11 protein-coding genes are annotated in these 11,866 nt (G+C 40.4%); 3 read left to right on the top strand and 8 right to left on the bottom strand.

Going from position 1 to position 11,866, the window contains the following annotated elements; genetic code table 11:
* Nucleotides 1-174: 174 nt before the first annotated feature.
* Nucleotides 175-873, bottom strand: coding sequence for a 16S rRNA pseudouridine(516) synthase RsuA (rsuA, locus tag H4J63_RS13400; RefSeq protein WP_182197047.1), 699 nt, complete (start codon nt 871-873; stop codon nt 175-177).
* Between the two features lie 59 nt (nt 874-932).
* On the opposite strand from rsuA, the gene zapE reads away from it, so the two are divergent.
* Nucleotides 933-2,042: a cell division protein ZapE gene (gene zapE / locus H4J63_RS13405; RefSeq protein WP_182197049.1), complete on the top strand. Its 1,110-nt coding sequence runs from the start codon at nt 933-935 to the stop codon at nt 2,040-2,042.
* Nucleotides 2,043-2,480: 438 nt separating this feature from the next.
* On the opposite strand, the gene H4J63_RS13410 is transcribed toward zapE, so the two are convergent.
* From H4J63_RS13410 to H4J63_RS13435, 6 genes are read right to left on the bottom strand one after another with little or no spacing between them, the layout of a single operon-like run.
* Nucleotides 2,481-3,908: a lipopolysaccharide assembly protein LapB gene (locus H4J63_RS13410; protein ID WP_182197066.1), complete on the bottom strand. Its 1,428-nt coding sequence runs from the start codon at nt 3,906-3,908 to the stop codon at nt 2,481-2,483.
* Nucleotides 3,909-3,927: 19 nt separating this feature from the next.
* Nucleotides 3,928-4,584: an energy transducer TonB gene (locus H4J63_RS13415; protein WP_182197050.1), complete on the bottom strand. Its 657-nt coding sequence runs from the start codon at nt 4,582-4,584 to the stop codon at nt 3,928-3,930.
* Nucleotide 4,585: 1 nt separating this feature from the next.
* Nucleotides 4,586-4,990, bottom strand: a complete 405-nt coding sequence (locus H4J63_RS13420) for a biopolymer transporter ExbD (protein ID WP_010555259.1) — start codon at nt 4,988-4,990, stop codon at nt 4,586-4,588.
* A 4-nt stretch (nt 4,991-4,994) separates the two neighbouring features.
* A complete protein-coding gene (locus H4J63_RS13425) occupies nt 4,995-5,375 on the bottom strand; it encodes a MotA/TolQ/ExbB proton channel family protein (RefSeq protein ID WP_002960812.1) in 381 nt (126 codons plus the stop codon).
* Entirely contained in the window at nt 5,368-6,693 is a 1,326-nt protein-coding gene (locus H4J63_RS13430) for a MotA/TolQ/ExbB proton channel family protein (RefSeq protein WP_182197052.1), read from the bottom strand. The genes H4J63_RS13425 and H4J63_RS13430 overlap by 8 nt, the downstream gene beginning before the upstream one ends.
* A complete protein-coding gene (locus H4J63_RS13435) occupies nt 6,693-7,466 on the bottom strand; it encodes a DUF3450 family protein (protein WP_182197053.1) in 774 nt (257 codons plus the stop codon). The genes H4J63_RS13430 and H4J63_RS13435 overlap by 1 nt, the downstream gene beginning before the upstream one ends.
* 217 nt (nt 7,467-7,683) lie before the next feature.
* Between H4J63_RS13435 and H4J63_RS13440 the strand changes: the two genes are divergently transcribed.
* Nucleotides 7,684-9,864: a TonB-dependent siderophore receptor gene (locus H4J63_RS13440; RefSeq protein WP_138488523.1), complete on the top strand. Its 2,181-nt coding sequence runs from the start codon at nt 7,684-7,686 to the stop codon at nt 9,862-9,864.
* Between the two features lie 89 nt (nt 9,865-9,953).
* The gene (locus H4J63_RS13445) at nt 9,954-10,634 is read left to right on the top strand and encodes a Fe2+-dependent dioxygenase (RefSeq protein WP_002960803.1); all 681 of its coding nucleotides are present in this window, start codon (nt 9,954-9,956) and stop codon (nt 10,632-10,634) included.
* 250 nt (nt 10,635-10,884) lie between these two features.
* On the opposite strand, the gene epmA is transcribed toward H4J63_RS13445, so the two are convergent.
* On the bottom strand, nt 10,885-11,859 hold the full coding sequence (epmA, locus tag H4J63_RS13450; RefSeq protein ID WP_024589783.1) for an elongation factor P--(R)-beta-lysine ligase: 975 nt from the start codon (nt 11,857-11,859) through the stop codon (nt 10,885-10,887).
* Nucleotides 11,860-11,866 lie beyond the last annotated feature (7 nt).

An 11,866-nucleotide genomic window follows, 5' to 3' on the forward strand; every position in this document is an offset into this window, starting at 1 on the left:
CTGCCCTTTGGGTTCTTTCTAGGGGCGATTAACTCTTTGTTGCTCGGTTTTTACTTAGCCCACTAGGTTACAAACCTCGCGCCGCGATTAAATCGCCCCTAGATTGAACAAATTTCAATCCACAAAGTTCAACACGCCCTAGTATATCCAAACTTAGGCTCCTTTAAAGCGCTTTTATAGTTTGATTTCTTGAGTTGTTAATAGTCGATATTCACCGCTAGCCAAGTTTTCATCTAGGGTAATTCCCGCAATCTGCTCGCGATGTAGCTCAACTACTTTGTTGTCTACCGCGTAAAGCATACGCTTAACCTGATGATACTTACCTTCACTTATTGATAAACGCAGTCCGTAATTAGCAAGTCTCTCAGCTATAGCGGGGCGGGTTAAATCTTTTTCGTTATGCAGCATGACACCTGTTCGTAATTGCTCAAGTGCTTCATCGGTAATAGGCTCTTGAGTTTCTACTAGGTAGGTTTTAAATTTATTGCTTTTAGGCGACGTAATTTTATGTGACCAATCGCCATCATTAGTAATAATAACTAACCCTGTGGTATCTATATCAAGACGGCCTGCCACGTGAAAATCGCTCATATTTGGCTCATCAAGTAAGTCAAAAACGGTTTTATGTAGCTCGTCGCTGTTAGCGCATACATAGCCAACAGGTTTATTTAGCATGTAATAACGTTTACCTAAAAATACTAAAGGCGTACCTTGGTGCAGTACTTCATCTTGCTGGGCTAGCTGAAAATTATGTGATGTGATTACTTCGCCATTAACGCTTACTTCTTTTCGCTTAATACTAGCACGAGCTTGGGTGCGCGGTATTTCAGCTAAGTGGCTAATAAATTTATCTAAGCGGCAAGGGAATTTCATTTTGGTTCACATTTTTAGTCGGCTACAATGGGCGCGATTATAGCCGATAGTGAAATACCATGACAGTGCACAGCACACAAATTTTAAGCCTTTACCAAGCAAAAATAGACACAGGTGAACTGTGTTTTGATGCTGCGCAGCAAAATGCGGTGGAAGCTTTAAATACGCTAAGCGAGCAACTTCAAGCTCACACATCATGGTGGCAAAAAGCGCCCTTAATAAAAGGCATTTATTTATACGGACCCGTAGGGCGTGGTAAATCCATGTTAATGGATTTATTTTATAAAAACCTACCTATTGAGCAAAAGCAGCGACTGCATTTTCATCATTTTATAGCACAAGTGCATGCCCAACTTTCGCAGCTACAAGGTCAAAAAAATCCACTCATTCTAATTGCAAAACAGTGGGCTAAAAATATTCGAGTACTGTGTTTTGACGAGTTTTTTGTGAGCGACATTGGCGATGCCATGATTATGGCCAGATTGTTCAATGCATTGTTTGAACAAGGTGTTGTGCTGGTGGCTACATCGAACGCAAAGCCAGAGCAGCTTTATTACAACGGCCTGCAACGGACGCGATTTTTACCTACTATCGATTTAATTAATAACCATTGTCATATAATTAACGTGGCAGGGGAGGACGATCACCGCTTTAGATATGGTAAAAACAGTCGTCACTATTTTATTAATTTACCTAAACACGATTTTAAAAATGAGTTTTTAGCTTCGTATCCAGTAGTAACATGTAGCAATACAATTACTGTGCATGGCCGCGATTTACCCTATTTATTAAAAGCAGATAATGCCTTGATGATTGATTTTATGGCGCTATGTTCAGGCCCGCGTAGTGCTAACGATTATATGTATTTAGCAACGCAATTTAATGTGTTATATGTATCGAACGTGCCGCAAATGGGTGTTAAAGCAACGGGTAAAATTATTGTGCACGGTATAGAAGATAGTTACCAGCGCGAAAAACAAACGCTTGATGAGCACATCTTTGACGACGAAGCACGGCGCTTTATTGCATTAGTAGATGAGTTTTACGATTGCCATAAATTGCTGGTGATAAATGCTCAAACCGACATTGAACATTTGTATAAAGGTAAAAAACTGAGCTTTGAATATGCGCGCACGCAATCGCGCATAGTCGAAATGCAAAATTGGTAACGCTTTAATATATATTGTAGACGAGTTTGCTCACGTTGAAGCGTGAGCTTCTTTTTAGCCTCTTTGTGAATAAATCACTTAAAAACTTATTGCACAAAGAGAAGTAAATGAGAAGACATTAAAACATAGAAATTACGAGCTTTGCTCGTCACGCCAGCAAGCTGTGCGTCTTGTATCTCTCATTGATAAATGATTAGCTATCATTTATCACATCGAAGTCAGTGAGCTTGCCTGTGCGTCTTGTCAGTTTAACCACGGCGTCAAATTTTACCGGTAGACGTAGAGCTTGCTCACGTGAGAAGCGTAGCTTCTAATTATTAAGCCATTTTAAAAACTGCGTTTTTACACGCCAGCAAGCTGCGCGGCTACAAGTCAGTTTAACCAAGGAGTTAAACTTAATCTGGAGACGCCTGGCTTGCTCGCGTAAAATTTATAAACTTATCCTTCTTGGCGCACTATATTCTCAAGGGCGCGAATATTAGTAATTAAGTCTTGGCGCTCCGGGTTTGCTTGTAATGCTTTTCTAAGATGCTTTAGCGCACTCGGGTATTCTTTAGAATCAATCGCTATTTGCGATAATCCAAGCCATGCCGATAGTTGATAATCAGGTAGGGCTTGTGCACGAACATACATAAGTTTAGCTTGGGTAAGCTGATTTTTACTGCGATAAATACTCGCTAAACTAAGTAGGGCATCACCTAAATTCGGGTTTATTTTAAGTGCGTTATTTAAGCTTTTAAGCGCGCGCGTAGTATTACCTTGCTGCATAGCAAGTTGTGCACTGTATACAGAAAATTGAGCTTGGTCATCACGGGGTAGTTGCTTAGTTAATCTTTTTGCGCTGCCTATTAGCTCTTTAGCTAAATTCCATTTTTGCTCCGATACAAGCCAAGCTAGCGTTTGCATCGTGGTATTAATAACCTCAATTTGTTGTTTTTTATTTGCGTGTTTTAAACCTTGCTTTAATAAACTAACAGCGCGTTCAGTGCTGCCTTCACTTAAGTGCAACTGGGCAGCTAAAAGCTGGTTGCTGGTATCTTTAGGGTTAAGTTTTAAGGCCACTTCAATAGCAGCAAGCGCCTGCTTTTTTTGATCAAGCTGTAATGCTATTTGTGCCCGTTGTAGCCAAAGTTCAGCTTTATCAGGGCTTTTATTAAGTAATTCTTTTAATAATGCATTTGCCTGATTTAAATCACCCGATTCAATTAACGCAAACAACAGACCTTGTTGGTATTGGCTTGTTTCTGGCGCTAGCATTAGCGCTTGGCGGTACGCCGCTACTGCGCTCCAAGGTTGGCTATGCTGCACGTGTATATAAGCAAGTTGTGCATAACTTTGCGCATCAGCTTGGCCAAGTTCAATAGTACGAACTAGGTGGATTTGCGCTTTGTCATACTTTGCTTGTTGCATGTATAAAAGGCTCAAACCTTGATGTGCTTTTACTAAATCAGGTGAAGCTTTTAAACACGCTAGGTAAGCTAGTTCAGCGTTATTAAAGTCTTTTGTTGAAAGCAAAACTTGTGCACGTAATAAGTTTAAAGCAGTGCTATCTTGGCTTATATCACGGCCTTTAAATAGCGCCGCAACTTCACTGTAATTACCGGCTTGTAATAGTGGTTGTACTTGGCGAGCAAAACCGCGCTCGGTCGGCTCAATAAGAACCTCTGTGGTGCCTAGTAATTTATTATTTATAGCCAACTGCCATGTTGGATCGCTAGGCGATAAAGTTACTTTTAGTGGCGCACTTTTTAATGGTGTACTCACGGCGCTTGCATGCACGCTACTTACACCTAATAAAGGGAGTGAGCACATTAAAGTAGTGATAACTGCGCGAGTTAATGGTTTTAGCGTTTTAATTACGTTCATGTTTTTCATTTTAATAGGCTTAAGGTTTAAATTCGATTGGCCAAATAAAGCGAGCGCGTACGGTTTCACCTTCTTTTTTAGGTGCACTAAAGCGGCTTTGTTTAATAATTTTGTCGATAGCTGGTTTAAGTTCAGGGTATGGATTTTGTACTACCTCAATTAAACTTAACTTGCCACTTTCATCAATAAATACATCGAGTTTTACAGTAAATACATCAACACCTCGACGGGTTAAGCTTTTTGGTAAAACGGCCTTAACAGGAGTGAGCAAAGTTGGGAGACCATCGAGTTGATTTAAGCTAAATGCATCCCAATTTACACTCATTGATTGCCATTGTGGCGCGTTTACTTTTACGATGGGTGTATCGGGTTTTACAATAGTTAAATTGCTGGTGATCTTAATTTTTACGGCTTGAATAGTCGCGCCTGCACCCTCTACCGCTAAGCTCTGCATTGGCTCACTTGTTTGCTGTTGCGATATTGATGGTGGAGGTGGTGGTGGCAGTGCCACCATAGCAATCTCACGTACAACGACTTTGTCTTTTATATGATGCTCTGCAAGTTGCCCAAGCCATAAAAGTAGTAATGCAGCGCTAAGTACAATTAAGCTAAGGCCAAATGCAAAAAGTGGATGGCGATTGTTTTTTGTTTTTTGAGGCGAGTTAATCGTGTGCATATTATTGCTTGGTCGCTAAGTTAACTTGCGCCGCGCCTGCCAGCTTTGCTTCGTCAATTACTTGAACAAGTAACTCAGTAGGTACTGTTTTATCAGCTTGAATAACTACAGGGCGTTGTTGCTGCTTTAACATTTGCTCGACACTACTACGCACGCCAGCAACACCAATTTGGCTACCATCAAAAAATACTTGTTGAGAGTCGGTTATTGCTAAAAATATAACTTGCTGCTCAAGACGGCTGGCCGATACGGCTTGTGGTTTATCAACTTCAACGCCGCTTTCGCGTACAAATACGGTTGTAACAATAAAAAATATTAGCAATATAAATACCACATCAAGTAGCGGCGACATATCAATATGTTGCCCCGCTTCTTGCTCTAGCTTGTGCTTTAATCGTGATTGCATAGTGTTACCCTAACTGTTTACTTAACGTATGTAATTTAGGATTACGCTGCGAATACGCTAAGTAAGCTTGCATTAACCACGCAGGAATAGCGCACACAAGGCCGAGTTGAGTTGTTAGTAATGCGTCACCAATGGCGTCACTCATTAACTCGTTATGGCCCAGCGCCATTACTTTAAATGTATCAAGCAAACCAACAATGGTGCCTAATAAACCAAGTAGCGGAAGCGCTGCAGTTAAAATAGAGCTAACTTCTTGCCAATAACCTTTGCGCTGCGCTTGGTATTGTTTAAGGTGCAGTAAGTCATGAAAAATCAGCTGGTATACAAATAAAGCGAGTAAAAGAATACACCAGCAAATAGGGTTACTAACTATTTTTTCAAACATTGGTTTCTCCTTTCTCTAGTTGACTTAGCTGTAATGCAAAGCCTTCTAGTTGGCTGTAATACGCTTTTGCTTTACGCGATAACAGTGCATTTAAAACGAGTGCAGGTATAGCAACAACTAAACCTAACTCGGTAGTTATAAGTGCTTGTGCAATACCGCCCGATACAACTTCTGGGTCGCCTGAGCCAAACAAGGTCATCATTTTAAATGTTTCGATCATGCCGCTAACAGTGCCTAATAACCCAAGTAGTGGGGCTACTGCTGCAGTAACGGCAATAGCGCCAATAAAGTTATCGAGTTTATGCTTATCATGAATTAACTGATTAAATAATTGATCGTCTCGTACTTGTCCTTTTTCGCTTTGCAGCGTTAAGTTAAATAGCTGCTGCTGCATGCCTGCAAATTCACTGCTATTTTCAGCTTTAAAAAGTTGCTGTAATTGCATTTGAGAGTGCATTTTAATTTTACTTAAACGTAGTAGCTGTGCGGCTTTTAATAGCGCAATGGTAAGTGCAAAGCAGGCAAATAAAATAATAGGGATAGCCCATAAACCGCCTTTTTCTAGGTGTTCAAGCGGACTTTCTTGTTGGGCTTGGCTAGTTACTAAGTGCGTTAAACTAGGATCAAAAGTAAGTAATGTAGAGCCTACACCGTTTTGCTTTAAAGTATTATCGAGTGGGTTATCGTCACTTGTTGATTGTACTAACGCTACTTTTAATGCATTAGATTCATCATCTAAATTTAATAAACCCATAAGTTTAGGTGTTTGCGTACTAAACCATGCAACAGGCCCTACTTGAAGGGTATTAGCTTGGCTTAATTCGCCATTACTTAGCACAACCGATTGTTTTTTTAACTGTGGATAAAGTGCCTGCTCTTGATTATTAATTAGCGATACAACACGGCTTAATAACTCGTTTTGGCTATTAGCCGACTCGTTACTGCTAGCACTATTGCTGGTATTTTGGCGAACAAAACGGCTAAGTAAGTTTAATTGATATTGCTGCTGCTGTTGCCAAGTGTCTAATCGGGTTTGTAACTGATCGAGGCTTAATGTGTTTTCGTCAGCTAGGCGGCGATTAACTGCGGCTTGTTCGCGTAATTTACTGAGCGATTGTTGCTTGGTAAAAATTTGCTTTGCAAGGGTAGCTTGCTCTTTTGAAATACTATTTTGAGTTTTACTTAGAGTACGCTGCGCTGTTTTAATATCACTTAAAATACTTTGCTTAGCATCATCACTGCTAGCTGCAAAAGATATGTTTGCACTAAAAAGTAAAACTGTGGCGCTAAATACTTTAATTATGCTGTTAGTCGCCATTATTTAGCCCCTTGCTGGTTTTTATTTACATAACTTAATATTGGGAGTGTTACCCAATCAGCAGCGCGCTTTTTTTGCTGTACAGCAATACCCAGTGCAACTTGCTCAGCATTAATGCTTGAATCAAACTCCCACTGCCAACCTAAGTCACTTGGAAAACCAATACCTACGTAACTTAAGTCTTCACTTACAAACCATGCTTGAGCTGCACCTAAGTAAAGCTGCTTTACCCATACTTCTTGCCCGTCAGGGTGTTTAATAGCCATTTCGTGAATAGAAATACGTTGTTGAAAATCATTAAGTAGAGTCAGCATTTTTAGTGCTGTTTGTAATTTGTCAGTTGTACTGAGTTTTGAATCGCTTAAATCACCAGCGTTTTTCCAACTATTTAAAAGTGGCGGGGGGAGTTGCACTTGTAATGAAAGTAATTGCCCAGAAATACGTGCTAGTTGATCATTTAATTGCTGTTGATCATTTTCAAGTTTTGATTGCTGAGTTACAAGTTGTTCGCGTTTTTGGGCAAGCTCACTGGTGCTTTTTTTTCTTCGCTGATTAAGCTCGCTAAGTTGCTGCTGCTCAGCATTTAGAAGCGTTAAGGTTTGCTCCATACTGCTTTTTTGTTCAAGCCAATGAGTATTTAATTCTGTGTTTTGATTTTCTATTTGTAGCCATTTATTAACGAGTTGTTCTAGCTCACTAACAGTGTCGGCTTTTACTGCCATAGTGCTACAAAGCGCGATAACTACGCTAATTGGTTTAATTAAGCTTCGCATTACTTAACAACAATCCTGAAAGTTACGACAAGCAATTACAAGGACGTAATTACTGTTAATTTTTGAGTGTGTATACAATATAGGAATTCACATAACAATGCAATTGATAACAGTTATCGTTTACATTGAGTTGTTTGAGTGGTAGGATTTCGCCGAAATTAAATATGTACCTTAAATTAACAATAGTTAAGTGCTTAATAAAAACTACGGAGTAACCATGAGTAAGCCATCGAATAAAGGAAATGCGTACGTGAAGCCAATTGCAGCGGTTGTTACAGCTACGCTTTCAACTTGGGCAAGTGCACAGGATGTTCAAGAACTATCGGTAACCAAAGCAGAAACTAAAACTGAGTCTAGTTATGTTGTAGAAAAATCAACGTCGCATAAATACACTCAACCGCTACTCGATACAGCTAAAACGGTAACAGTAATCAACCAAGCGGTAATGAAAGACAGAAACGTAGATAGCCTACGTGATGCTTTGCGTAATGTTTCAGGTATTTCTTTAGCAGCAGGTGAGGGTGGCTCACCTACTGGCGATAGCATGTCGATTCGTGGTTTTAGTGCAACAAATGATATTTTTGTTGATGGTATTCGCGATGTTGCAGGTTACACACGTGATATTTACAACATTGAAGCCGTTGAAGTTGCAAAAGGCCCAGGCTCTGCAGTTTCTGGTCGTGGCGCAACAGGTGGTAGTGTTAATTTAGAAAGTAAAAAGGCGAAGTTAGACAACTTTAACGACGTTTCTCTACGTTTAGGTACAGAAAACGATTACCGTGGTCGTTTTGATACTAACATTCAAGTAAACGACACAAGCGCACTACGTATTAATCTTCTTACTGATAAAGGTGATGTTGCAGGTCGCGATCATGTTGAAAACGAAACAAATGCTGTTGCGTTTGCATTTGCAACAGGGCTTGGTACAAACAGCCGTTTTGATTTAAACCTAGAGTATCAACGCCAAGACAATTTACCAGATTATGGTATTCCTTGGGTTTACAGTGATACGCCTGTAGCTGAACTTGCAGATAGTGCACGCTCACCTTCTCCTGTCGACTTTGATAACTTTTACGGTAATATTTACCGTGATTACGAAGATATTGAAGCTTACTCAACAACAGCTCGTTATGAGTATGATTTTTCTCAAAATACTACGTTACGTGTGCAAGGTCGCTTAGGTAAAGTTAAGCGTGAGTCAGTAACAACTGCACCGCGTTATTTCTCGGTTACAACAGACACTGACATTACCTTTGCAGATGAAAAAACACGTGATACTGAAAATTCACTTGCTGCACTTCAAGTTGATTTAATTGGTAACTATGAATTTGCTGGCTTTACTCACGACGTAGTAGTGGGTGTTGAACTTGCAAATGAAACGTTTACACGCCATAACTTTGTTGCAACTACGCCTGATAACCTGATTGAAGATGGAATACGCAATGACTTATACAACCCTGACGCAACAATTGCATTTACGGGTGTGTACGGCCGTGACGGTACAAGCATTGAAGCTAAAGCTAAAAACCAAGCTATTTATGCATTTGATACAGTGACGCTTAACAAGCAATGGGAAGTTACAGGTGGAATTCGCTTTGATAGCTTCACTACGGATTATCACAACGATTACAATGATCCAAGCGCTTTAATTTCTACAAGTGACGATTTATTTAGCTGGAATGCAGCTGTAGTTTATAAACCTACAGAAAATGGCAGTGTGTATTTAGGCGCAGGTAATTCATTTAATCCATCGGCGGAAAGCCTAACGGTATCTACGCGTTCAAATGCAGCTGATTTAGACGCAGAAGAAAGCCGTAGTTATGAATTAGGAACTAAATGGAGCCTAATGGATGGCCGCCTGCAAACTAATGCTGCACTTTTCCGTACTGAAAAAACCAATGCCCGTACTGATGACCCATTTGCAGATAGCTCAAGTGACGAAATACTTGGTGGTGAACAGCGCGTTCAAGGTTTAGAGCTTTCAGCAACGGGCCTAATTACTAAAGAGTGGACTGTAATTGCTTCATACACTTACCAAGATAGCGAAGTAACAGAAGCATTAGGCGACGACGCAACTCAAATTGGTAACGAGCTTGCGCGTACGCCTAAAAATAGCGCAAGTGTTTGGACTACGTACGATATGTCGGATAAGTTATCGTTTGGTTTAGGTGCGCAGTATGTAGGTGAGCGTTACAACGGCACTACGTCAACACGCTCTCGTGCGCCAGGTTATACTATTTTTGACCTGATGGTTGCGTATGACATATCAAAAGATTTGAGCCTGCAGCTTAATGGTGAAAACCTAGGTGATAAAGATTACGTTGATCAGTTAGGTGGTGGACACTTTGTACCAGGTGATGGTCGTAAGTTTAGTTTAACAGCGAGCTACTCTTTTTAATTTTAAAACAAATTAAAAAATAAAAGTAAGCATAAGGGCAGGCCTATTACCTGCCCTTAATTATTTGATGAAAATGTGAGAGGGCGCACATGATAGTTAAAATTCCAGAGCTATTAACGAAAGAAGAAGTGGCGTATTGCCATGAGGTTTTGCTTAAAGCGCAGTGGGCCGATGGCAGTATTACCGCAGGTCATCAATCAACCAAAGCAAAAAATAACTTACAGCTACCTGAAAATAGTCCTGAATGCCAAGAGCTTGGCGATATTATTATGGCAGCACTTGCGCGTAGTAATTTGTTTATGTCCGCTGCGCTTCCTGCAAAAATTTTTCCTCCGTTATTTAATTGCTATCAAGGCGGGCAATCGTTTGGTGTGCATGTAGATAATGCAATTAGACAAGTGCCGGGTACGCCAGTAAAAATTCGTACAGATGTATCAATGACGTTATTTATTAATGACCCTGAAGACTATGAGGGTGGTGAGCTTGTTATTGAAGACACTTATGGCTCACATAGCGTAAAGCTCCCAGCAGGCAGTATGGTGTTGTACCCTTCAACGAGTTTACATCGTGTAATGCCTGTAACGAGTGGGCGCAGATTAGCCTCATTTTTTTGGCTGCAAAGCATGGTAAACAGCGACGAAAAACGTGGTTTGTTATTTGATTTAGATATGTCGATTCAAAGTTTGCGCAGCAAAGTAGAAGATAGCCCAGAGATTATTCAATTGACGGGGGTTTATCATAACTTGCTAAGACAGTGGGCGCAGACATAACGAAGATGCTCGTTATTAAATATTGGATATTAAATATAAGTAATTAAAAGCTGCGCTTTTCGCGTGAGCAAGCTTCACGCCTTGTCAAAATTTAACGCCGTGGTTAAACTGACTTGTAGACGTAGAGCTTGCTCACGTGAGAAGCGCAGCTTCTAATTACTTTAAACTAAGCATAAACGACATATAATCGAACAACTTTTTAAAGCTTCACTTTAACGCGCCAGCAAGCTGCACGCCTACAGGCTAAGCATCACGCTCTTTGCACATCAAACGCTATTACGTCTTTAATTTTCTCTTTATTTGTTGCGAGCATTACAAGCCTATCTATACCCAAAGCAACCCCTGCGCATTGTGGTAATCCATGTTCTAGCGCTTTAATTAAACGTGTATCCATTGGTACTTGCTTTAAACCGTTGTTAGCGCGGTATGTGTTATCTTCATTAAAACGTTTAGCTTGCTCACTAGCATTTGTTAATTCGTTAAAGCCGTTAGCCAATTCCATATTTTTGTAATAAAGCTCAAAGCGCCCTGCTACGCGTGCATCATGTTCACAAATTTGTGCAAGTGCCGCTTGAGAAGCTGGAAAATGATAAACAAAACACGGTTTTTCTTGTCCTATTGTTGGCTCCACTTTCATACAAAATAATAATTGCAGTAAGGTATCTTTATGCGTTTCATTTTGGGCTATATCAGCAAACCCCTGCTTACACGCTAGTTGCTTTAATTGCTCTATGCTTGCTGTTAACGGATCGAGGCCGAGTGCTTTTTCAAACGCTTGCTGGTAGGTAAGTCTAGTTGCAGGCTCGACGCCTAAAACAAGTTGCATTAACTCATCCATTTCATCCATAAGTGCAAATTCATCAAAGCCTGGGCGATACCATTCCAGCATTGTAAATTCAGGATTATGATGGCTACCCGCTTCTTCATTTCTAAATGCCTTACAAAGCTGAAAAATAGCGCCTGAGCCTGCTGCTAACAAGCGTTTCATGGCAAACTCTGGAGATGTTTGTAAAAACAGAGGAAGCCCACCAGCATGCCCTGGACCTACAAATTTGGTATTAAAACTAGCTAAGTGCACATCGGTTACACTGGCAGCACTTAAGCTTGGCGTTTCTACTTCTAAAACATCACGTACATAAAAAAATTCACGGATGCTACGTAATATCGATGCGCGTTGTTTTAGTGTTTCAATGCTTGCGCTTGGGGCCCAAAGATCTGCTGACATATTTTCT

The sequence above is a fragment of the Pseudoalteromonas sp. 5Ae-yellow genome (assembly GCF_014077565.1).
Classification (GTDB): Bacteria; Pseudomonadota; Gammaproteobacteria; order Enterobacterales; family Alteromonadaceae; genus Pseudoalteromonas.

Excerpts from the sequence above, each read along its gene's own strand:
- H4J63_RS13440 (WP_138488523.1), top strand. The coding sequence starts at position 7,684 with ATGAGTAAGCCATCGAATAAAGGAAATGCGTACGTGAAGCCAATTGCA.
- H4J63_RS13425 (WP_002960812.1), bottom strand. The coding sequence starts at position 5,375 with ATGTTTGAAAAAATAGTTAGTAACCCTATTTGCTGGTGTATTCTTTTA.
- H4J63_RS13435 (WP_182197053.1), bottom strand. The coding sequence starts at position 7,466 with ATGCGAAGCTTAATTAAACCAATTAGCGTAGTTATCGCGCTTTGTAGC.
- H4J63_RS13410 (WP_182197066.1), bottom strand. The coding sequence starts at position 3,908 with ATGAACGTAATTAAAACGCTAAAACCATTAACTCGCGCAGTTATCACT.
- H4J63_RS13420 (WP_010555259.1), bottom strand. The coding sequence starts at position 4,990 with ATGCAATCACGATTAAAGCACAAGCTAGAGCAAGAAGCGGGGCAACAT.
- H4J63_RS13415 (WP_182197050.1), bottom strand. The coding sequence starts at position 4,584 with ATGCACACGATTAACTCGCCTCAAAAAACAAAAAACAATCGCCATCCA.
- H4J63_RS13445 (WP_002960803.1), top strand. The coding sequence starts at position 9,954 with ATGATAGTTAAAATTCCAGAGCTATTAACGAAAGAAGAAGTGGCGTAT.
- zapE (WP_182197049.1), top strand. The coding sequence starts at position 933 with ATGACAGTGCACAGCACACAAATTTTAAGCCTTTACCAAGCAAAAATA.
- H4J63_RS13430 (WP_182197052.1), bottom strand. The coding sequence starts at position 6,693 with ATGGCGACTAACAGCATAATTAAAGTATTTAGCGCCACAGTTTTACTT.
- rsuA (WP_182197047.1), bottom strand. The coding sequence starts at position 873 with ATGAAATTCCCTTGCCGCTTAGATAAATTTATTAGCCACTTAGCTGAA.
- epmA (WP_024589783.1), bottom strand. The coding sequence starts at position 11,859 with ATGTCAGCAGATCTTTGGGCCCCAAGCGCAAGCATTGAAACACTAAAA.